Source organism: Pseudarthrobacter niigatensis, from assembly GCF_030812615.1.
In the GTDB taxonomy this organism is placed as follows: Bacteria; Actinomycetota; Actinomycetes; order Actinomycetales; family Micrococcaceae; genus Arthrobacter; species Arthrobacter niigatensis.
Genome location: NZ_JAUSTB010000003.1, coordinates 191768 through 210549, shown reverse-complemented (window position 1 = coordinate 210549; position 18782 = coordinate 191768). Strand labels below are relative to the sequence as shown.

Annotated in this window: 22 protein-coding genes and 1 riboswitch; of the genes, 11 read left to right on the top strand and 11 right to left on the bottom strand. The window is 69.0% G+C overall.

Translation table 11 applies throughout. The features are described 5' to 3' along the window. Positions 1 to 7 precede the first annotated feature (7 nt). The 5 genes from J2T23_RS06210 to J2T23_RS06190 all read right to left on the bottom strand — a co-directional run bounded on the left by J2T23_RS06210 (position 8) and on the right by J2T23_RS06190 (position 3762). Positions 8 to 1078 (bottom strand): sulfate/molybdate ABC transporter ATP-binding protein, encoded by a 1071-nt coding sequence (locus J2T23_RS06210; protein ID WP_141183464.1) that lies wholly within the window; start codon positions 1076 to 1078, stop codon positions 8 to 10. After that, positions 1075 to 1920 (bottom strand): ABC transporter permease, encoded by an 846-nt coding sequence (locus J2T23_RS06205; RefSeq protein ID WP_141159162.1) that lies wholly within the window; start codon positions 1918 to 1920, stop codon positions 1075 to 1077. The genes J2T23_RS06210 and J2T23_RS06205 overlap by 4 nt, the downstream gene beginning before the upstream one ends. Before the next feature lie 55 nt (positions 1921 to 1975). Beyond that, positions 1976 to 2410 carry an SRPBCC family protein gene (locus J2T23_RS06200; protein WP_307358116.1) on the bottom strand — a complete coding sequence of 145 codons (435 nt, stop codon included), beginning with the start codon at positions 2408 to 2410 and terminating at the stop codon, positions 1976 to 1978. A 99-nt stretch (positions 2411 to 2509) separates the two neighbouring features. Further along, positions 2510 to 3355, bottom strand: coding sequence for a molybdate ABC transporter substrate-binding protein (gene modA / locus J2T23_RS06195; protein WP_307358114.1), 846 nt, complete (start codon positions 3353 to 3355; stop codon positions 2510 to 2512). Next, positions 3352 to 3762: a TOBE domain-containing protein gene (locus J2T23_RS06190; RefSeq protein ID WP_141159159.1), complete on the bottom strand. Its 411-nt coding sequence runs from the start codon at positions 3760 to 3762 to the stop codon at positions 3352 to 3354. Before J2T23_RS06190 ends, modA begins: the two co-directional genes overlap by 4 nt. A gap of 118 nt (positions 3763 to 3880) precedes the next feature. Between J2T23_RS06190 and J2T23_RS06185 the strand changes: the two genes are divergently transcribed. Together J2T23_RS06185 and J2T23_RS06180 are read left to right on the top strand one after the other, a co-directional pair. Beyond that, positions 3881 to 4750: a DUF4031 domain-containing protein gene (locus tag J2T23_RS06185; protein ID WP_307358111.1), complete on the top strand. Its 870-nt coding sequence runs from the start codon at positions 3881 to 3883 to the stop codon at positions 4748 to 4750. Beyond that, positions 4747 to 5556: a 2-phosphosulfolactate phosphatase gene (locus J2T23_RS06180; RefSeq protein ID WP_307358109.1), complete on the top strand. Its 810-nt coding sequence runs from the start codon at positions 4747 to 4749 to the stop codon at positions 5554 to 5556. Before J2T23_RS06185 ends, J2T23_RS06180 begins: the two co-directional genes overlap by 4 nt. A gap of 14 nt (positions 5557 to 5570) precedes the next feature. On the opposite strand, the gene J2T23_RS06175 is transcribed toward J2T23_RS06180, so the two are convergent. After that, a complete protein-coding gene (locus J2T23_RS06175) occupies positions 5571 to 5972 on the bottom strand; it encodes a YccF domain-containing protein (RefSeq protein WP_307358107.1) in 402 nt (133 codons plus the stop codon). A gap of 110 nt (positions 5973 to 6082) precedes the next feature. After that, complete coding sequence (locus J2T23_RS06170; protein WP_141159155.1) at positions 6083 to 6694, bottom strand: phosphoribosylanthranilate isomerase; 612 nt, start codon at positions 6692 to 6694, stop codon at positions 6083 to 6085. 105 nt (positions 6695 to 6799) lie between these two features. Between J2T23_RS06170 and J2T23_RS06165 the strand changes: the two genes are divergently transcribed. The 7 genes from J2T23_RS06165 to J2T23_RS06135 all read left to right on the top strand — a co-directional run bounded on the left by J2T23_RS06165 (position 6800) and on the right by J2T23_RS06135 (position 10914). After that, a complete protein-coding gene (locus tag J2T23_RS06165) occupies positions 6800 to 7369 on the top strand; it encodes a HutD/Ves family protein (protein ID WP_307358104.1) in 570 nt (189 codons plus the stop codon). A gap of 69 nt (positions 7370 to 7438) precedes the next feature. Continuing rightward, a riboswitch (guanidine-III (ykkC-III) riboswitch) is annotated at positions 7439 to 7503 on the top strand. 9 nt (positions 7504 to 7512) lie between these two features. Next, a complete protein-coding gene (locus J2T23_RS06160) occupies positions 7513 to 7836 on the top strand; it encodes a DMT family transporter (RefSeq protein WP_307358102.1) in 324 nt (107 codons plus the stop codon). Then, on the top strand, positions 7836 to 8201 hold the full coding sequence (locus J2T23_RS06155) for a DMT family transporter (protein WP_141182598.1): 366 nt from the start codon (positions 7836 to 7838) through the stop codon (positions 8199 to 8201). Before J2T23_RS06160 ends, J2T23_RS06155 begins: the two co-directional genes overlap by 1 nt. Before the next feature lie 9 nt (positions 8202 to 8210). Next, a complete protein-coding gene (locus tag J2T23_RS06150) occupies positions 8211 to 8837 on the top strand; it encodes a nucleoside/nucleotide kinase family protein (protein ID WP_307358098.1) in 627 nt (208 codons plus the stop codon). 29 nt (positions 8838 to 8866) lie between these two features. Then, on the top strand, positions 8867 to 9895 hold the full coding sequence (locus J2T23_RS06145; RefSeq protein ID WP_307358095.1) for an aldo/keto reductase: 1029 nt from the start codon (positions 8867 to 8869) through the stop codon (positions 9893 to 9895). A 44-nt stretch (positions 9896 to 9939) separates the two neighbouring features. After that, entirely contained in the window at positions 9940 to 10242 is a 303-nt protein-coding gene (locus J2T23_RS06140) for a putative quinol monooxygenase (RefSeq protein WP_141159149.1), read from the top strand. Between the two features lie 21 nt (positions 10243 to 10263). Continuing rightward, positions 10264 to 10914: an MBL fold metallo-hydrolase gene (locus J2T23_RS06135; RefSeq protein ID WP_307358093.1), complete on the top strand. Its 651-nt coding sequence runs from the start codon at positions 10264 to 10266 to the stop codon at positions 10912 to 10914. 58 nt (positions 10915 to 10972) lie between these two features. On the opposite strand, the gene J2T23_RS06130 is transcribed toward J2T23_RS06135, so the two are convergent. Beyond that, positions 10973 to 12868 (bottom strand): DEAD/DEAH box helicase, encoded by a 1896-nt coding sequence (locus tag J2T23_RS06130; RefSeq protein WP_307358092.1) that lies wholly within the window; start codon positions 12866 to 12868, stop codon positions 10973 to 10975. Positions 12869 to 13186: 318 nt separating this feature from the next. Here J2T23_RS06130 and J2T23_RS06125 point away from each other — a divergent pair, with 318 nt between their 5' ends. Continuing rightward, a complete protein-coding gene (locus J2T23_RS06125) occupies positions 13187 to 13924 on the top strand; it encodes a class I SAM-dependent methyltransferase (protein WP_307358090.1) in 738 nt (245 codons plus the stop codon). Here J2T23_RS06125 and J2T23_RS06120 read toward each other — a convergent pair. Continuing rightward, positions 13921 to 15345 (bottom strand): MFS transporter, encoded by a 1425-nt coding sequence (locus J2T23_RS06120; protein ID WP_307358088.1) that lies wholly within the window; start codon positions 15343 to 15345, stop codon positions 13921 to 13923. The genes J2T23_RS06125 and J2T23_RS06120 overlap by 4 nt on opposite strands. 8 nt (positions 15346 to 15353) lie before the next feature. Beyond that, entirely contained in the window at positions 15354 to 16700 is a 1347-nt protein-coding gene (locus tag J2T23_RS06115; RefSeq protein ID WP_307358086.1) for a CynX/NimT family MFS transporter, read from the bottom strand. A gap of 686 nt (positions 16701 to 17386) precedes the next feature. Between J2T23_RS06115 and trmB the strand changes: the two genes are divergently transcribed. Further along, on the top strand, positions 17387 to 18310 hold the full coding sequence (gene trmB / locus J2T23_RS06110) for a tRNA (guanosine(46)-N7)-methyltransferase TrmB (RefSeq protein WP_307358084.1): 924 nt from the start codon (positions 17387 to 17389) through the stop codon (positions 18308 to 18310). Between the two features lie 21 nt (positions 18311 to 18331). Here the strand turns inward: trmB and J2T23_RS06105 are convergent, their stop codons facing one another. After that, complete coding sequence (locus J2T23_RS06105; RefSeq protein ID WP_141159142.1) at positions 18332 to 18778, bottom strand: hypothetical protein; 447 nt, start codon at positions 18776 to 18778, stop codon at positions 18332 to 18334. Positions 18779 to 18782: the final 4 nt, after the last annotated feature.

Below are 18782 nucleotides of genomic sequence, written 5' to 3'. Positions count from 1 at the left end.
CCGGTCGCTAAGTCCCGTACACGGAGACGGCGGCGGCCTTGACCACGAAGTGCACCGTCATGCCCGGCGCAAGGCCCAGGTCTGCGGAAGCGGAAGGCGTGATGTCGGCGGCCAGGCCGCCTGCCCTCACCCGGATCTGGTCACCGTGGGGTTCGAGGTCGGTAATGGTGACCGCGAACGAGTTCCGCGGGCTTCCGTGGGCGTCGTCGAGGAACACTGACACAGCCGACGGCGGGAAGACGGCAACGCCCGGACCGCCTGCTTTCGGGAAGCCGGCTTCGGGGAAGGCTTGTTCCTGGTGGTGCCCCGCGATCCTCATGCCACGGGAGGTATGCACCCCAGCGCCGTCCAACGTGCCAGGGATGAAGTTCAGTCCAGCCAGTCCGGCGGCAAAGGAGCTGCGGGGACGTTCCAGGACCGTCCGCGTGGGCCCTTCCTCCGCAACCTTCCCGTTCTCCAGGATGACCACACGGTCCGCGAGCACCAGCGCATCCAGGACGTCGTGCGTGACGATGATGGCCTGCCGCCCCGCGAGGACCCGCTTGAAGAGGCGGCGCAGCAGCGGAGCAGAGTGGATGTCCAGGGCGGCCAGCGGTTCATCGAGCAGCAGGAGTGCGGGATCGGCGGCGAGCGCGCGGGCCACCGCCACGCGTTGGGCCTGGCCGCCGGACAATTGTGCGGGACGGCGTCCGGCGAGGTGTTCCGCTTCCACATCAGCCAGCCAGCGCATGGCCTGCTGCTTCGCGTCCCGCTTCGGGACACCGCCGCTGCGGGGCCCGAAGGATACGTTGTCCACCGCGCTGAGATGGGGGAACAGCAGGGGTTCCTGGGCAAGCAGGGCCGTGCCGCGGTGATGGGGAGGCAGCCAGGTCCGGTTGGCGCCGTCGAGGTCGAAAAGGGTCCTGCCGTTGAGTTCCGCCCGGCCGCTGTCCGGCCGCAGCAGGCCCGCGATGCTGGCCAGCAGGGTGGATTTGCCGGCGCCGTTGGGTCCCATCACGGCCAGCGTTTCGCCCGGCCGGACGGCGAGGTCCACGTCGAAGCCCCGCCCGGCCACGGCTGCCTGGAAGGACAGCGTCACGGGACTTCCCCGCGAACGGGTGCGGGCGTCGTCGTCCGTTTGGCAGTCCATGGGCGGCTCTTTGCCGGCTGCCGGTACGCGAGCGCCACGACGGCGACGGCGACTGCCACCAGGACCAGGGACAGCGCGACGGCGGCAGCGGGGTCCGTTTCCCGTTGCAGGTAGATCTCCAGGGGCAGGGTCCGGGTCACCCCCTGGAGGCTGCCGGCGAAGGTGAGCGTGGCACCGAACTCGCCCAGGCTGCGCGCGAAGGAGAGGACGGCGCCGGACGCGAGGCCGGGCAGGACCAGCGGCAGCGTGACCCGCCGGAACACCGTTCCCGGCCGGGCTCCCAGCGTGGCGGCCACTGCTTCGTAGCGGGAGCCCGACGTCCGCAGGGCCCCCTCCAGGCTGACTACCAGGAAGGGCAGCGCCACGAACGTCTGCGCCAGGACCACCGCCGTGGTGGAGAAGGCGATGCGCAGCCCAAGCACCTCCAGGGCCTGCCCCAGCAGCCCTTGGCGGCCGAACGTGTACAGCAGGGCGATTCCGCCCACCACCGGCGGAAGCACCAGCGGCAGGAGTACCAGCGAGCGCAGGAGCCCCTGCAGCCGGAAGGAATCGCGGGCGAGGACCAGTGCCAGCGGAACCCCCAGCACGACGCACAGCACTGTGCTCGCCGCGGACGTTCGAAGGCTCAGCCCCAGCGCAGTCAGTGATGGGCCCGACGTCACCAACGGAATGAACTGGGCCCAGTCGACGCGCAGCACCATGGCCAGCAGGGGCAGGACGACGACGACGGCCGCCAGGACGGCCAGCACCCGGACCCAGGCGGGGATGCCGGAGTACGCGTGCCTGTCCACCTGCTGCACTCCCTCTCTGCCTTTCCCCGTTTCCGTGCCTGCTGTACCCAAGTGCTCAGCGGCTTTCGAGGACCTGCTTGAGCCTGGACAGTTGGGCTACCTCAGATTCCATGGTCCTGGTGACCATCGAATCAAGGACACGCATCAGGAGCGGAAGCCGGGCGTCCAGGGCAAAGTGAACGGTGGTGCTGCCGGCTTCCCCGGCCAAGGTATACGTGCCTGTGGGCCGGGCCGGCCCCGCAACCACCTCGAAGCCCAGCAGGCGGCCCGGCTCTGCGGTGGTGATTTTGTAGTCACCCTGCAACGGGCGGCCCTTGGGTCCGGTCAGCGTTTGGCTGTAGATTGCGCCGGGCTCACCTGCCCTGCCTTCCTTGAGGGAAATGGATTTTACGCCCTCACGCCAGGCGGTATTGTTCAGGCCGTCGGCCAGGAAGTCGTAGACCTCGCGTGCCGGCCGGTTGATGGTGATGCTGTTTTCTGCGTGGGCCATGCTGCTTTCCTCCGGACATGTCGGCTAAGAACGCTGGATGCTTGACGGTGGTGTCGACCGGCACGGCCCGGCGAACCGCCGGCCGTTCCTCGCCCCACCCTACTGTCCGCCGGGCCCGAAACCCGCGGCGGCCAGGACTTTTTGGCCCTCCGGGCCTGCCACCAAGTCCATGAATGCGTGGGCGGCGGCCTTGTTCCTGCCGCCGGCGAGGCCCGTAATCGGGTAGGTGTTCACGGCACTCCCCGCCTCCGGGAACTGGATGCCTGCCGCCCTGGTCCCCGCCGCCTTGATGTCGGTGCCGTAGACCAGCCCGGCGTCCGCCTCGCCGGAGGTGACCTTGCCCAGGACGTCGGTGACTGCGTTTTCCTCGCTGACCGGGCTCAGCGTGAGCCCCGCCGCCTGGGCCACCCTGGCCGCGGCGGCCCCGCAGGGAACCTGCCTGGCGCAGGTCACCAGCTTGATGCCCGGCCGGGCCAGGTCCTTCAGCGATGTGACACCGGCAGGATTGCCCGGCGGCACGGCGATTGCCAGGGTGTTGGTGGCGAAGTTTTCCGGCGTGCCATCAGCCAGGCCCGCGTCCAGCACCTTCTTCATATTGGCAGTATCCGCGGACGCGAAGACGTCCGCGGGCGCACCCTGGCTGATCTGGCTTGCGAGGTCCGAGGAACCGGCGAAACTCAGCGCAACCGATGTGCCGGGATGTTCCGCTTCGAAGGTGCCGGCGAGCTCGGTAAAGGCCTGCTTGAGGGAGGCCGCCGCGAAGACGGTGATTTCGCCGCTGGGCCTGTCATTTGCGGTTGTGCCCGCACCGGCACCGGTTACGGAGCCCCCTGCGGCGCAGCCCGGGAGGACAGCCAGCAGCAGTGCGACCACCGGCAGGACACCGAGGGAAAGCACGTGTTTCCGGAGTGGCGGGTGCCCGGACCGGGCAGGTGGCTGTTTCATGCAGTGGCCCGGCCCTTCGAGGATTCGATGATGACAGTGGTCGCCTTGACCACGGCGGTGGCAACGGCCCCCGGTTCCAGCCCCAGTTCGCGCACGGCTTCGCTGCTCATCAGGGAGACCACCCGGAAAGGACCGCACTGCAGTTCCACCTGCGCCATGACCTTGTCCGTAATGACATTGGTGACCAGCCCGACGAACCGGTTCCGTGCCGAACTGCTGCCGCCTTTGGGGTCCTCCGGGAGCTGGGCGAGCTTCTGTGCGTGCGTTGCCAGTTCCAGCCCGTCCACCGCCCGGCGGCCGGAAGCGTCCCGGAGTGCCGTCAGGGTCCCCTGCTCTGTCCACCGGCGGACAGTATCGTCGCTCACGCCCAGGAACCGTGCAGCCTCGGAAATGCGGATGAGTGCCATAGGAGGATTATATTCCGCAAATACGGTTTTTTGTCCTTCATGTATCCGCAAGCGAGGTTGCGGGCAGGCCTCCCGGCCGCTCCGCGGCCCCAGCCGGCGGCGGCACTAGACTCCTTCCATGGCCATCTACATCGACCCGCCGCTGTGGCCTGCCCACGGAACGCACTTCTCGCACTTGGTGTCGGACATATCGCTGGACGAGCTTCATTCGTTCGCGGCTGCCGCCGGCATTCCTGAGCGGGCGTTCGACGGCGACCACTACGATGTGCCGGAACGCCGGTTCAATGACCTGGTGGCCGCCGGCGCGGCTCCGGTGGAGGGAAGGGTGCTGGTGCGCCGGCTCATCGCCAGCGGCCTGCGGATCCCGGCGCGCCGGCGGAACAAGTCGCTGAAGGTCCCGCTGCTGAACCGCTGGGAAGCCATCATGCCCGGGCACGACGCACTCTTCCTGGACCTGCTGGACCGGTGGAGCGAACCACACCGCCACTACCACGGCTGCACCCACCTGCTTTCCGTACTGGAGGCGATCGACCTGCTCACGGAACCTGGCGAGCCGCCGCGGGCAGTGCTGCTGGCGGCCTGGTTCCACGATGCCGTCTACCGCGGGATCGCTGAACAGGACGAGGAGGAGTCAGCGCGCCTGGCCGAAGACCGGCTGGCCGGCGCCGGGCTTCCGGAGGAAGAAGTGGCGGAAGTTGCCCGGCTGATCCGCCTGACGTCGGACCACCGGCCGGAGCCTGGTGACGACGCCGGGGCCCTCCTCTGCGACGCGGACCTTTCCATCCTGGGCGCCGAACCGGACGAGTACGCCCGCTACGTCGCTGCCGTGCGGAAGGATTACGCGCACATCGGCGACGCCGACTTCGCAGCCGGCAGGTCCGCCGTCGTCCGCCACCTGCTGGAACTGGACCCGCTGTTCCACCATCGGCGGGCCAGGGCCCTGTGGCTGGACGCCGCACACCGCAACCTGGAAGGCGAACTCGCATGAACGCACCCGGCACCAGTCCGCGGCACACGCACTCCGCCAATGCAGCCCACCGGCAACTCCCTTTCGCCGTCCGGCTGGAATGGGGGCTGGAGGGAGCCAGGACGGTGGCACCCGGGGCCGACATCGCGGTAGTGGTGGATGTCCTGTCCTTCAGTACCTGCGTCAGCGTGGCCCTGGACCGGGGCGCTGAAGTCTTTCCCTACCGCTGGCGGGACACCACGGCCGAGGACTTCGCCGCCCACCACCGCGCCCAGCTGGCCGGGCCCCGCGGCGGCGGAGGCCTGAGCCTTTCCCCCGCAAGCCTCCGCGCTGCGGATTCGCTGGACCGTGTGGTGCTGCCCTCGCCCAACGGTTCCGAACTTTGCCATGCGCTGGGCGCCGAAGTGCCACTCGTGGCCGCAGCCTGCCTGCGGAACGCGGCGGCCACGGCGGAATGGGTGGCCGCCAACCTTGCCGCCGATGCCGTGGTGGCCGTGGTCGCCGCCGGTGAGCGGTGGCCCGACGGCACAATCCGGCCCTCCGTGGAGGACCAGATCGGAGCCGGCGCCTTCATCGCGGGGCTGGTGGCCGCCGGCAAGGGCGGCTACGAAGCCGGTGACGGGCGGCACGGCTATGCTCCGGAGGCCGTGGCGGCCATGGCTGTTTTCGAGTCCGCCGAACCACGGCTGCGCGAGCTGCTGCAGAATTGCTCCAGCGGCCGCGAACTGTCCGGGGCAGGCTACGCCGAGGACGTGGACATCGCCGCTGAGCTGGACGGAAGCGAGCGGGCGGCCATCCTCCGGGACGGCTCGTTCCGGCCGCTGTAACCAGCCGGCAAACCTTAGCGGTAGGTGCTGACGAACGGCGTGCTGGTTGGCACGATCTGCTTGCCCAGGGGCATCAGCGACACCGGGATGAGTTTGAGGTTGGCGATGGCCAGCGGGATGCCGACGATGGTCACGGCCATGGCGAACGCGGTGACCACGTGGCCAATGGCCATCCAGATCCCTGCCACGAGCAGCCAGATCACGTTGCCCAGCAGCGAAAAGACACCCGTACCGCCGGGCTTGTCCACCACCATCCGGCCAAACGGCCACAGTGTGTAGGAGGCAATCCGGAATGAGGCGATACCCCAGGGGATGGTGACGATCAGCAGGCAGCAGACCACGCCCGCGAGGAAATAGCCCAGGGCCAGCCAGAAGCCGCCGAAAACCAGCCAGATGATGTTCAAAAGTGTCTTCATGCACCCATTGTGCCCTCGACCCCCTGACAAAAAGGCTGTCCGGCCAAAAGATGGGGGACATCCCTGAGCGGGCCCTGACCCGGCACCGGTCAGGCGCAGGCGGATGGCCGCTAAGCCGTGGCAGCGGCCTTGGCAGCATTGACGAACGCGCGGATCTTAGCCAGGTCCTTCACGCCGCGGGACGCTTCAACGCCGGAGGAGACGTCAACGCCCCAGGCGTGGGCAGCGGCTGCTGCCTGGCCCACGTTGGCCGCCTCGAGGCCACCGGCAAGCACCCAGTTCCGGCCCTCCAGCACGGGCAGGCCCGCCACGGAGGCGTAATCCCAGGACTCCCCGGAACCCGGAACGGCGGCATCGATCAGGAGGAGGTCCTCACCCCAGTCCTCGAACTCGTCCGGTGAGGCACCCATGGTGATGGCCCTGACCAGCTTCATGCCGGCGTCGTGCACTGTCTCCACGTCCGTGCGGGACCGGGCGCCGTGCAGCTGGATCCATTCCAGGCCGGCGGCCCGGGCGATGGCGATGGCGTCTGTGACAGGCTCGTCGCGGAACACCCCGATCGGGGAGACGCTGTCCGGTACTCCGGCCAGCAGGGAGGCGGCCTGTGACGGTGAGACAACCCGGGGGCTGGCGGTGAGGACGAACCCCACGGCATCCGCGCCGGCGTCCACTGCTTCGCGGACCGATTCGGGCGTGCTGAGACCACACACTTTGACGAACATTCCCGGGCTCCTTCAGGCTGTTTTCGTGTTGACCCCCCGGAGGAGAGTAGCAGGCACGGGACCGGTGTGCGACGGGCAGCCACGGCGGGGAACTACGCTGGGCTGATGCAGATCATCCGCTTCGAAAGGCTCAAAGCCGAACCATGGCGCAACGGTGGCGGGGTGACAAGGGAAATCGCACGCCAGGGGTCGGCGGACGGCGGCTGGGACTGGCGGGTGAGCATCGCCGATGTGGCCAAGGCCGGCGACTTCTCCGCTTTCCCTGGGATGGAGCGCGTACTGACGGTCATCGAGGGGGAACTGCTGCTGCTGACCGTTGGCGGCGCGGAACAACCCCTTGAAAAGTACCGTCCGTTCCGGTTCGACGGTGGCGCAGCTACAACAGCTGCACTGCCCACCGGCGACATCCGTGACCTCAACGTCATCACCCGGACCGGGGCGTTCAAGGCCTTCACCTCCATCATCGAACTGTCCAAAAAACGCGCCCACCCCGTGTTCGAAGGGCAACTCGGGGTGCTCCTGCAGGGCCAGGCGAAGGTCAGCGACAGTGCTGGAGACCCGCTTGAGCTCGGCCGTTACGACGCCGTGGTGGGGTCGGACAGCGATTCTCCGGAAATCCTGGGCCGCGGCTTCCTGGGTGTGGTGTCCATCGACCCCCTGGAACCTGCGACGTAAGCACCCGCGCGGGTGGTGAGGTTGCGCACCACCGGTGGCAGCCCGTCGTCGTGCCTTGCTACCTTGGAAGCCAAGGCCCTCCCCGGGCCTCCGGACGACGGTTCAGTACCCGGCACGCGACAAGACTGGCCAAAGGAACTGTCATGCCGTGGATCATCCTCATTCTTTCCGGCGCGCTGGAGGCCGTGTGGGCAGCGGCGCTGCACCGGGCCGCGCAGGTTTCCGGACGCCGCCGAATCGCCCCCGCGGCCCTGTTCCTGGCGGCCGTTGCCGCCAGCACCGGCGGCCTTGCCGTGGCCATGCAGGCCATTCCCACCGGAACGGCCTATGCCGTGTGGGTGGGCGTGGGGGTGGTCCTCACCTCCGCCTACGCGATGGTCACCAGGGTTGAACGCCCGACGGCGGCGCGCCTGCTCCTGCTGTCCGGCATCGCCGCGTGCGTGGTTGGCCTGAAGGTGGTGGCGTGATGGTGAAGCGTTCCGTTCCGTGGCTGGTGCTGCTGGCGTCGGCCGTCCTGGAAGCTGTCTGGGCCACTGCGCTCGGCCTGTCCGACGGCTTCACCCGCCCGCTGCCCACCGTGGTCTTCGCCGTCACCGCCACGCTCAGCATGCTGGGCCTGGGCATGGCCGTCCGGACCATCCCGCTGGGTACGGCCTATGCCATCTGGGTGGGCATCGGCGCCGCGCTCACCGTGGGTTGGGCCATGGCCACCGGCGTGGAGCCGTTCAGCGTGGTGAAGCTGCTGTTCATCACGGGGATTGTGGGCTGCGCCGCAGGCCTGAAGGCGTTGCCGGCAGAAAAAGATGCGCCGCTGGCGCCCGGCGGTGACTAGGCTTTTGCCATGCACTCCCCCGAGATCACCATGGCCGTCGACGCGCTGCGGCGCCGGCTGGTGCGCGGAACGCGGACCATCCTGGGCATAGCGGGGGCGCCGGGGTCCGGCAAATCCACCTTCGCCGCCTGGCTGCAGGAGCAGTTCAGCCCCGGCGCCTCAGTGGTGGTGCCGATGGACGGGTTCCACCTGGGCAACGCAATTATCGAGGGGACCCCGCTCCGGCAGCGCAAGGGAGCCATTGATACGTTCGACGCCGGTGGCTACCTTTCCCTGCTGCGCCGGCTGTCGCTCCGGGACGAGGCAGTTGTGTACGCACCGGAGTTCAGGCGCACCCTGGACGAGCCGGTGGCCGCTTCGATCGCCGTCCCGGCCGACGTCCAGCTGGTGATCACCGAGGGAAACTACCTGTTGGCGGACCAGGAACCGTGGAAGGACGTGCGGGCGCAGCTGGACGAAGTGTGGTTCCTCGAAACGCCGCCCGCGCTCCGGCTGCAGCGCCTGGTGGAACGGCACGTTTCGTTCGGCATGGAACGGGAGGCTGCGGTTGCCTGGGCCACTGGACCTGACGAAGCCAATGCCCGCCTGATCCAGGCCACCCGCCCGGCAGCGGACCGCGTCCTACCTTGGCTGTAATTTCAACGCAGGAACCGAACAGGAGAACCATGGCAAACGCACCCACCGAATCCGGCAGCACTGGACCCGCAGAAACTGTCCAGCTCGGCGACGGACTGACCGTCAGCCCCCTGGGCTTCGGCGGCATGGCCCTCACGCCGGTCTACGGCGAGGTGGACCCTGCCGAGGCGCTGCAGACCCTGCACCACGCCGTCGACGCCGGGGTCAGCTTCATCGACACCGCTGACATCTACGGCGGCGGCAGCAACGAGGAACTCATTTCCCAGTTGCTCAAGGACCGGCGGGACGAAGTCCAGCTGGCCACCAAGTTCGCGCTGGTGGGCACACCCACTGACGGCTACACGGACATCCGCGGTGACGCCGCCTATGTCCACGAGGCAGTGGAACGGAGCCTTCAGCGGCTTGGCACCGACGTGATCGACCTCTACTACATGCACCGCCGTGACGTCCGCGTCCCTATCCAGGAAACCGTGGGCGCCATGGCGGAGCTGGTCGCGCAGGGAAAGGTCAGGCACCTGGGCCTTTCCGAGGTGACGGCACAGGAACTGCAGGACGCGGCAGCGGTCCACCCGATCGCCGCGGTCCAGAGCGAATGGTCCATCTGGAGCCGGGACGTGGAACGCAATGTTGTTCCCGCCGCCGCCGGGCTGGGAGTGGGATTCGTCCCGTACTCCCCCCTGGGCCGTGGCTTCCTCACCGGAACCGTGGATACTGCCAGCCTGGGCGAGAAGGACTTCCGGCGGAACATCCCCCGGTTCGCCCCGGACGCCGCGAGCGCCAACCAGGCGGTGGTGGACGCCGTCCGGACTGTGGCGGACCAGCTGGCCGCCACGCCGGCGCAGGTTGCCCTGGCGTGGCTCCTCGCCCAGGGCAAGCGGCTCGGACTTCCGGTCGTCCCCATCCCCGGCACCCGCAAGGCCGCACGCATCGACGAAAACCTTGGCGCGCTTGCCCTGGACCTCACCCCGGCGCACCTGGAGGCCCTGGACGCGGCGTCGGACGGCGTCGTCGGCTCCCGTTCCTCGGACCCCGCCTGGGTGTCCGAGGGCCGCGAATAGCGCCCTACCAATCCCCATCCCCAAATACGACCCCAAGGAGCCCCATGCCTGCCATCGTCCACTTCGAAGTCCAATTCAAGCCCGAGCATGTCACCGACGCCGCCAAATATCTGGCTGAAACCCTCGCCGCCACCCGAGCGTGGCCCGGCAACCAGGGCATCGAAGCGCTGGTGGATGACGCCGACCCCTGCCACATCCTGGTGGTGGAAACCTGGGCCACCACCCAGGACCACGACGACTACGCCGCCTGGCGGGCCACGCCGGAAGGCAGGAGCGCGCTGCACGAGGTACTCGCCGCGCAGCCGTCCAAGCAGGTTTACTCCACCACCCTGCCGCTCGGCCTCTAGCCCGTCCTTAGACTGAAGCCTATGGACTCACTTCGATACGACCTGCCGGCGATCACCATCCGCAGCATCCCGGTCAGCGAGATGGACAACAACGTGTACCTGCTGACGGCGAAGGAGAGCGGCGCACAGGTGCTGATCGATGCCGCTGACGATTTTCCTGCCATCCAGCAGCTGCTGGCGGACGGGGCCGGGGACACGTCGGCGGCCCCGCGGCTTGCGCTGATTGCCACCACGCACCAGCATTGGGACCACGTGCGCGCCCTGAAGGAACTGGTGGACGCCACGGGAGCACCGGCAGCCGCCGGAGCGGACGACGCCGACGCGCTGCCGGTCCCCGTTGAGGTCCGGCTGAACCATGGCGACGTCGGGAAGTTCGACGGCTTCGAGCTCACCGCCGTGCACCTGCGCGGCCACACCCCGGGCTCCATTGCCTTCGTGTACGAGGACCCGGAAGGACCTGCGCACATCTTCTCCGGCGACTCCCTGTTCCCCGGCGGCGTAGGCAATACCCAGAAGGACCCGGAACGGTTCAACCAGCTGCTGTCAGACGTCACGGAGCGGCTGTTCGGCGCCTACCCGGACACCGCCGTCGTGCATCCCGGGCATGGCAAGCCCACCACGCTGGGTGCGGAGCGCCCGCATCTTGGGGAGTGGCGCGCCCGCGGCTGGTAATGTCTGCACACGCAAAAGGCGGGCCCAACCGTGAGGTTGGGCCCGCCTTTTTCATTGGCTAGCGGCCGCGGCGCTCGTTCGACGCCGGGGCGGACGCGCGGCGGGGACCGCTGCGGGCGGGACGGCCCGAGCCGCCATTGCCGCCGCTGCCGGAACCGTAGGACCCACCCGAGGTTCCGCCGGTGTTGGAAGACCATACGGCCTTGTTTCCGCCGGCTGCACCGGAGCGCTGGCCGGAGTTGCCCGCTGCTGCGCGCTGGCCGGTTGCGGGGCGTCCGCTGCGCTGGCCACCACCGGACGCGGGGCGTCCACCTGAGGCGGGACGGCCCGTGCCGCCGCGGGGAGCATCGCTGCGGGTGATCCGGGAGTCGCCCCGGCCCTCCGCTGCACGGCCGTCGGAACCGCGGCCGGCCGATGAGCGGCCACCTGCTGCGGGAACGTCGTTGCGATGCGTGGAAGCGGTGCCACGGCCGCGGGCGTTGCGGCGGGCAGCGGCTGCTGCCCCTGCGCGGTCCTCGTTCTGCTCCGCGTTGCGGTCGAATGCTGCACGGGCCTCCGTGCGGCCTTCGAAGGCAACGGCCCGGCGTTCGGCGCGGGTCGCGTCACTGCGGGCGGGCTCGGCCGAAACCTTGCCGCGGCCGCCGCGGCCGCCACGCCCACCGGTGGTGGGAGCGGCCTGGCGGCGTGCGCGCTTGCGCTCCGCGTTGGCGCCGGTGGAGGTGCCCCCGCCCTGGCGGGGAGCCTTGGCGGCCATCAGGGCGGCGCGGGTACGCGGGTCAACCTTGTCGGCGATCTCGCCCACCAGGTCGGCCACGAGCGGGGAGTTGGCCGTGACGCGCTCAAAGTTCACATCGACGCCGGCAGCCTTCATGAGCTTCTTGACGTCGGCCTGCTGCTCCGGGAGGGTCAGCGTGACCACGGTGCCGTCGGAGCCGGCACGCGCGGTGCGGCCGGAACGGTGCAGGTACGCCTTGTGCTCGGTGGGCGGGTCCACATGGATGACCAGTTCGACGTCGTCCACGTGCACACCGCGGGCGGCGACGTCGGTGGCCACCAGGACGCGGACGTCGCCGTTGGAGAACTCGGCGAGGTTGCGGTCACGGGCGTTCTGCGAGAGGTTGCCGTGCAGGTCCACAGCGGGGATGCCGGCGTCGGTCAGGGTCTTGGCCAGCTTGCGGGCGTGGTGCTTGGTCCGCATGAACAGGACGCGGCGGCCGGCGCCGGAGGCAAGCTCAACGATCAGCTGCTTCTTGACGGTCTGGTCGTTGACCACCAGCACATGGTGCTCCATGGTGGTCACCGCGGCCTGCGGATCGTCCACCGAGTGGGTGAGCGGGTTGGACAGGTAGCGCTGGACGATCTTGTCCACGCCGTTGTCCAGGGTGGCGGAGAAGAGCAGGCGCTGGCCCTGGCTGGGGGTCATGTCCATGAGCTTCTTGACCACGGGCAGGAAGCCGAGGTCGGCCATGTGGTCGGCCTCGTCCAGGACGGTGATCTCCACAGCCTCGAGGGTGAGGATGCGCTGGCGGATCAGGTCCTCCAGGCGGCCGGGGCAGGCGATGACGATGTCGACGCCTGCACGCAGCGCCTTTTCCTGCCGGGCCTGGGAGATGCCGCCGTAGATCACGGTGGTGTTCAGGCCGGCGGCCTTGGCCAGCGGCTCGATGGTGGCGTTGATCTGGGTTGCCAGTTCACGGGTGGGCGCCAGGACCAGGCCCATGGGGCGTCCGGGCTTCCGGAAGTACTTGGCTTCCCGCTCAGCGAGTCTTGCTACAAGCGGGATAGCGAAAGCAATGGTCTTACCGGATCCGGTCCGGCCCCGGCCCAGGACGTCACGGCCGGACAGCGTGTCCGGAAGGGTCTTCACCTGGATGGGGAACGGTTCAACGATTCCCTGGGCGGTAAGGGTGTCTGCAAGGGCCTTGGGAGTACCGAGGGCAGCAAAAGTAGTCATGTAGTTTTTTACGGTCTTTCTGGCGGTATCCGGGCGGATATCGGCCCCCGATGCCGGTTGGACCAGGGGTTTCGCCGAAGAAAAGTCAGGTGATCAACCGGGCGCTGTAAATCAGGACAGCCGGCCGGGACCAAATGGAACGCGTTCATCGACGCAGGATGTGCCTCTCACATGAAGAAAGCCCGCTCCCTGGAAAGGAACCTCCAGATCCGGAGCAGGCGGCATCACTGCACATCAAGTTCCTCCAGTCTAGCATCCCCGCGCCGGGAACCTGTCGTCGGCGTTGCCTTCGGGGACCTGGCGGGGCAGTGTTGAGCCATGAGCGAGCACCAGGACATGCAACAGCCCGAAGGGCACAGGCACGACGGCGGGGCTGCCCTGGGCGGTATTGGCGGCGGCATCGACGCGGCTTCTGCCTGGGACGAGCGGTACCGCAGCAAGGCAAGGCTGTGGAGCGGAAAGCCGAACCCGCAGCTGGTCCGGGAGGCCGGGGGCCTCCGGCCCGGGAAGGCCCTGGAACTGGGGTGCGGCGAAGGTGCCGACGCCATCTGGCTGGCGCACCAGGGTTGGTCCGTGACCGCCGTCGACGTTTCCTCAGTTGCCTTGGAACGGGCCCGCTCGCACGAACTGGCCGAACTGGCGCGGGAAAGCGTGCACGCCTCAAACGGGACCCTGGAAAGCCGGATCACCTGGCAGCAGGCGGACCTGACGCAGTGGCACCCCGGGAACTCCTACGACCTGGTGACCTCGCAGTTCCTGCATTCCCAGGAACTGGACTGGCGGGTCCCCCTGCGGGCAGCAGCCTCGGCCGTCAAGGCAGGCGGAACGCTGCTGGTGGTGGGCCACCACCCGGACCGGCTTCCGCCCTGGGGCAACGACCACCACCAGCACCTGGACATGTTCTACACGGGGGACCAGCTGGTGCAGGAACTGGGACTGGATGAGCCCGGGTGGCAGGTGGAGGTCCTCACCAGCCGGGAGCGCCCGGTGACGGGGCCGGAAGGGCAGGAAGCGACCATCGCCGACGTCGTCCTGCGCGCCACCCGCCTCTCCTAACCTGCCGGAGGAGCCGGGGTGGTGACGCGGGGCGCCACCACTGCCGCCGCGACCCCGATGGCTGCGGTGAAGGCGAACACTCCTGCGAAGGACTGGGCCGGCGTGGTGAACGCGGCGAAGACAATCCCGGTGGTGGCCAGCGACAACGCCCCGCCCAGGGAGTCGGAGATGGACATGGCGGAGCTGTTGAAGCCTTCGTCCTCCTTGGTGGACAGCGCCAGGGTCATCACGCTGAGGCGTGGGTAGAGCAGCCCCATGCCGCCCCCTGCCAGCACCCAGCCCGCGATGGCGGTGGCGGCCGGCCAGTGCAGCGCGGTGGTGGCCAGGGCCAGGGTTATCGCGGCCAGGACCATAAGCGATCCGGCCTGGACGGCGCGGCGGTGGGGCAGCCGCGTGCCCATCCGGCCCTGGACGGCGGCAGCCCCCGCCCAGGCGAGCGCACCGCCGGTGAGGGTCAGCCCGGCCAGCGTGGGCGGGAACGAATACTGGTCGATCAGCAGATACGGAAGGTAGACCTCGGCGCCGAAGAACGACGCCGACGCGAGCCCGCGCGCCAGGATCACGCTCGGCAGCCCGCGGCGGGCGGCGAGGGTGCCTGGGGGCACCAAGGGGCGCACGGCCACCAGGGCCAGGACGACGGCGGCGAGCGCCAGCAGTGCCGTGGCTGCCGGGAAGCCGGGGATGCCGGCGTCCGCGGAAAGATTGAGCCCCAGCACCGCGAGCGCGGCCAGTGCCGCCCATCCCAGCCGGCCCAGGGCCCACGGCGGCGCAGTTTCTTCCGCCTGCCCGTTTCCGGCCGGCTGTCCGTCCGCGTCGGGGCCGTCCAGTCCGCGCAGCACCGGGACGATCATGGCCAGCGCCGGAATGACCAGGCCCACCACGCCCAGGAACACCCAGTGCCAGCTGAAGACCTGGGCCACCACACCGGCGGCGAAGGGCCCCACCAGGGACGGGACCACCCAGGCCGCCGAGAAGGCAGCGAAGATCCTGGCGTGCAACTGGCCCGGGAAGAACCGCGCCACGAGCACGTAGAGCGCAACAGTGAGGGCGCCGCCGCCGAGGCCCTGCACCAGGCGGCCGGCGACGAGCAGAGGCATGGTCACGGAAGTCCCCGCGATCAGCAGGCCCGCCACGAACAGGGCCACGGAGGCGTACAGCGGTGAGGCGGGGCCCCGGCGGTCAGACCAGTTTCCCGCCCCCACCATGCCGATCACGCCGGTGGCCATGGGCCCCGCAAAGGCCAGCGCGTAGAGGCTTCCGCCGTTCAACTCCCGGCTGACCAGGGGCATGATGGTGGTCACGGCAAGCGATTCGAAGGCGGCGAGGAACACCAGGGCGCAGGTTCCCACGGTCACCCACAGGTACGGGGGCCGGAAGATTCCGGCGGCGTCGCGGGTTCCCGGGAGCGTGGAGTCCTGCACGGCCGGCCCTACTCCACGAACCGGTTCCGGCCGGACCGGTAGCCGAAGACGGCCGCGAGCAGGCCCACCGCCATGAACAGGATCCCGGCGGGAACAAAGGACCCCGTCGCCTGGTGGAGCTGGCCCACCATGAGGGTGCCCGTGGAGCCCACCCCATAGCCCACACCCTGCATCATGCCGGAGAGGTGGGCTGCGGTGTGCCCGTCACGGGTGCGGAGCATAATCAGGGTCAGGGCCGCGGCGGTGAGGCTTCCCTGCCCCAGCCCGAGCAGGCCGGCCCACACCCAGATGAGGTTGAGGGGGCCCAGGATGCTCAGCACGAATCCCCCGCCGGTCATCAGAGCTACCACCGTGTTGATGGCGCGCTGGTCCCGGAACCTCGCGGCGAGGGCGGGAGCGAACAGGGACCCCAGCATCTGCAGCACGATGCACACGGCAACGATCAGCCCGGCGGTGGCGCCATCCACGCCCCGCTCCCGGAGGATGGGCGCCAGCCAGGCGAAGCCGCTGAAGGACATCATGGCCTGCAGCACCATGAAGATGGTGACCTGCCAGGCGACCGGTGAGCGCCAGACGTTGATCCCGTCCCTGACCGCCTGGTGCCTGACCGTGCCCTGACGCAGGGCCACGGGGAGGAACAGGAGAAGCACGACGGCGGCGGGGAGCGCCCAGACCCACAGTGCCTTGGTCCACTCCCCCGTCGCTGTGTACACCGGGTAGGTGAAGCCGGCCCCGAGCGCGGCGGACGCACAGATGGCGGTGGTATAGAGCCCGCCCATGAGCCCCAGCCGGTGCGGGAAGTCGCGTTTCACCAGGCCCGGAAGGAGCACGTTGCACAGGGCGATGGCGGCGCCGCAGGCCGCGGTGCCTACCAGGAGGGCAGGAAGGTGGCCGCCCCCGCCCGTTGCTGTTCCGGTGTCCACAGGCCGCAGCAGCAGCCCGGCGGTCAGCAATACCATGGCGCCTAGCAGCACCCGCTCCGCACCGAACCGGCGCGCCAGGACCGGGGCGAGCGGCGCGAAGACGCCCAGCAGCGTCACGGGAACAGTTGTCAGCAGCACCACGGACCAGCCGGGCAGCCCGGCCTGGGAGGTCACCTCCGGCAGGACGGCGGAGAGGCTGGAAAAGACGCTGCGCAGGTTCAAGCCGATCAGGACCAGGCACACGCCCAGGTAGGCGAGGGCGCGCCTGCTGCCCACGCGGGTGGGTTCCGCCGCCGGCAGCTCATCGATTTCTGCGTCCACCAGGGTGCTGAGGTCCACCACACTGCTGCCCGTCCGGGTCCCGCCCTGGGCGTCCCCGAAGGCAGCCATTCGCCGCTGCTTCCTTGCCTCGGCATTCGTTCCGTCCGTCATGGGCCCATTCTTGCAGGCGGGGGGCGGCACGGAGTTTTCCACATACGGGACGCCGCTGCTTCCGGCGCGCAAGGCAGGTTCGTAGGTTGGGGAAAGCCGCCGGTTCATCCGGCCCGCGTCCACTGATACATGCCCCCTGATACATGCCCACTGATACTTGCCCACTGGCAGACCGACCGACCGGAAGTAGATGATCACCATGAATTCACAGGAAACCGCCCCGGTTGATGAGCGGGGGCCATCCGTTCAAGGACCGGCAACCGCCATGCGGGGCCCCGGGAAAGCCATTGCGAGCCTTGTCCTGGCCATCCTTGCACCCCTGGGCCTCGTGATCACCCGCCCCCTCGCGCCTTCGCGCTGCTGCTGACCTTCCCCTACAACGGTCCGTCAAAGCTCCCCTGGGTAGCGCCATTGGTTCTTTGGAGCCTGCCTATGATCCTCGGGTCGATTTCCACGGGTTTGGCCATCGCGGTGATTCGGGACGCGAAACAGCAAGGGTTCGCCAAGGGCATGTCGACAGCCTCACTGTGTGTGTCGGGCGTGGTGTTTGTGATCGGACTCTTGCTCTCGACAAGTCTCATACTGATGATGCATTAGCCTGCATTTTCGCGGCAGGAGGTTTCCGCCGAATCCAGCCCGTCCCGCGTGCCCGCCCGCGCTGTTCCTGCGGCGCTATTCTGGAAGGGATGAGTGAATCCCCTGAAAACCCCCAGCAGCCGCATGTCCCCAGGCCCGTGACACCGGGGACCCAGGCCTCCTTCGGCACGTACGGCGGCCGCCCGGTCAGTTTCGTGCGCCGCGGCACCCGTCTCCAGGGCCGCCGGCAGGCAGCCTGGGAGGAGCACGCCGAACGGTGGGCCGTGGACGTGCCCCGGCACGTGGCCAACACCTCGGTCCACCCCGACTACACCTTTGACGCCGCGGCTGAGTTCGGCCGGGACGCCCCGCTCATCGTTGAGATCGGTTCGGGCCTGGGCGACGCCATTTGCCACGCGGCGGAACAGAACACCGGCACCAACTTCCTGGCCGTGGAGGTCTACACGCCGGGACTGGCCAACACCATCATCAAGATCAACAGCCGGGGCCTGGACAACGTCCGCGTGGTGGAGGCGAACGCGCCCGAAGTCCTGGCCACCATGCTGCCTGAAGGCTCGGTCAGCGAATTGTGGGTCTTCTTCCCGGACCCGTGGCACAAGTCGCGGCACCACAAGCGCCGGCTCATCCAGCCGGAGTTCGCCGGCCTCGCTGCCCGCGCGCTGAAGCCGGGCGGCCTGTTCCGGATCGCCACCGATTGGTCCAACTACGCAGTCCACGTCCGCGATGTCATGGCCGGCTCCGCAGACTTCGAGAACCTCCACACCGGCGAGCGCCGCGGCCCCGAAAGCCCCCTGACGCAGGTGTGGCAGTCCGGTGTCGAAGCGGTGGTGGGCGGTGCACCCGTGCGGGAAGGACGTGCACCGGTGAGCACGGAACACACCGGGCCCAACGAAGGCGTTGACGAGACCGGCGGCTGGGCCCCCCGCTTCGAGGGCAGGATCAGGACCAGCTTCGAGGCGAAGGCGCACGAGGCCGGCCGGTTGATCTTCGACCTCTGCTACCGCCGCCGCTAAGCGGCGGGGCCGGGAACGCCGCTAGCCGACGTTGATGGCGGCCACGATCTCCTTGAGCATGTCCAGGCGCGGTTCGGCTTCCGGGTCCAGGTACGGCCAGACGACCACGACGCCGATGAACCGGTTGCTTTCCCACACGCCCACTGTGGCTGCCACCTTGGCCGGGCCGCCGTCGTCGTCATACCCCGCCACCACGGCGTATGCAGCCTTGCCCGGCAGGTCCAGCTCGCCCTCCGCCAGGAGGGTGCCGCCGCGGTCCTCAAGGTAGTAGCCCGCCATCAGGTGCGCCCAGCCGTTGGCCTGCGGTGCGTCCTGGACGGAGGTGTCGTCCTTGATGACGGTGACCAGGACACCGCCCGGCAGGCCATACTGCCCGCTGTTGGGCCCGGCCGTGGAGTCGTCCAGGACCTGGGTGTGCTCGGGGAAGTCCGCGGTGAAGCCCAGCGGGGATTCGATGTGCACTGACATGGGT

Coding starts and splice junctions, on each gene's coding strand:
- J2T23_RS06200 (WP_307358116.1), bottom strand. CDS start 2,410: ATGGCCCACGCAGAAAACAGCATCACCATCAACCGGCCGGCACGCGAG.
- modA (WP_307358114.1), bottom strand. CDS start 3,355: ATGAAACAGCCACCTGCCCGGTCCGGGCACCCGCCACTCCGGAAACAC.
- J2T23_RS06190 (WP_141159159.1), bottom strand. CDS start 3,762: ATGGCACTCATCCGCATTTCCGAGGCTGCACGGTTCCTGGGCGTGAGC.
- J2T23_RS06185 (WP_307358111.1), top strand. CDS start 3,881: ATGGCCATCTACATCGACCCGCCGCTGTGGCCTGCCCACGGAACGCAC.
- J2T23_RS06180 (WP_307358109.1), top strand. CDS start 4,747: ATGAACGCACCCGGCACCAGTCCGCGGCACACGCACTCCGCCAATGCA.
- J2T23_RS06175 (WP_307358107.1), bottom strand. CDS start 5,972: ATGAAGACACTTTTGAACATCATCTGGCTGGTTTTCGGCGGCTTCTGG.
- J2T23_RS06170 (WP_141159155.1), bottom strand. CDS start 6,694: ATGTTCGTCAAAGTGTGTGGTCTCAGCACGCCCGAATCGGTCCGCGAA.
- J2T23_RS06165 (WP_307358104.1), top strand. CDS start 6,800: ATGCAGATCATCCGCTTCGAAAGGCTCAAAGCCGAACCATGGCGCAAC.
- J2T23_RS06160 (WP_307358102.1), top strand. CDS start 7,513: ATGCCGTGGATCATCCTCATTCTTTCCGGCGCGCTGGAGGCCGTGTGG.
- J2T23_RS06155 (WP_141182598.1), top strand. CDS start 7,836: ATGGTGAAGCGTTCCGTTCCGTGGCTGGTGCTGCTGGCGTCGGCCGTC.
- J2T23_RS06150 (WP_307358098.1), top strand. CDS start 8,211: ATGCACTCCCCCGAGATCACCATGGCCGTCGACGCGCTGCGGCGCCGG.
- J2T23_RS06145 (WP_307358095.1), top strand. CDS start 8,867: ATGGCAAACGCACCCACCGAATCCGGCAGCACTGGACCCGCAGAAACT.
- J2T23_RS06140 (WP_141159149.1), top strand. CDS start 9,940: ATGCCTGCCATCGTCCACTTCGAAGTCCAATTCAAGCCCGAGCATGTC.
- J2T23_RS06135 (WP_307358093.1), top strand. CDS start 10,264: ATGGACTCACTTCGATACGACCTGCCGGCGATCACCATCCGCAGCATC.
- J2T23_RS06130 (WP_307358092.1), bottom strand. CDS start 12,868: ATGACTACTTTTGCTGCCCTCGGTACTCCCAAGGCCCTTGCAGACACC.
- J2T23_RS06125 (WP_307358090.1), top strand. CDS start 13,187: ATGAGCGAGCACCAGGACATGCAACAGCCCGAAGGGCACAGGCACGAC.
- J2T23_RS06115 (WP_307358086.1), bottom strand. CDS start 16,700: ATGACGGACGGAACGAATGCCGAGGCAAGGAAGCAGCGGCGAATGGCT.
- trmB (WP_307358084.1), top strand. CDS start 17,387: ATGAGTGAATCCCCTGAAAACCCCCAGCAGCCGCATGTCCCCAGGCCC.
- J2T23_RS06105 (WP_141159142.1), bottom strand. CDS start 18,778: ATGTCAGTGCACATCGAATCCCCGCTGGGCTTCACCGCGGACTTCCCC.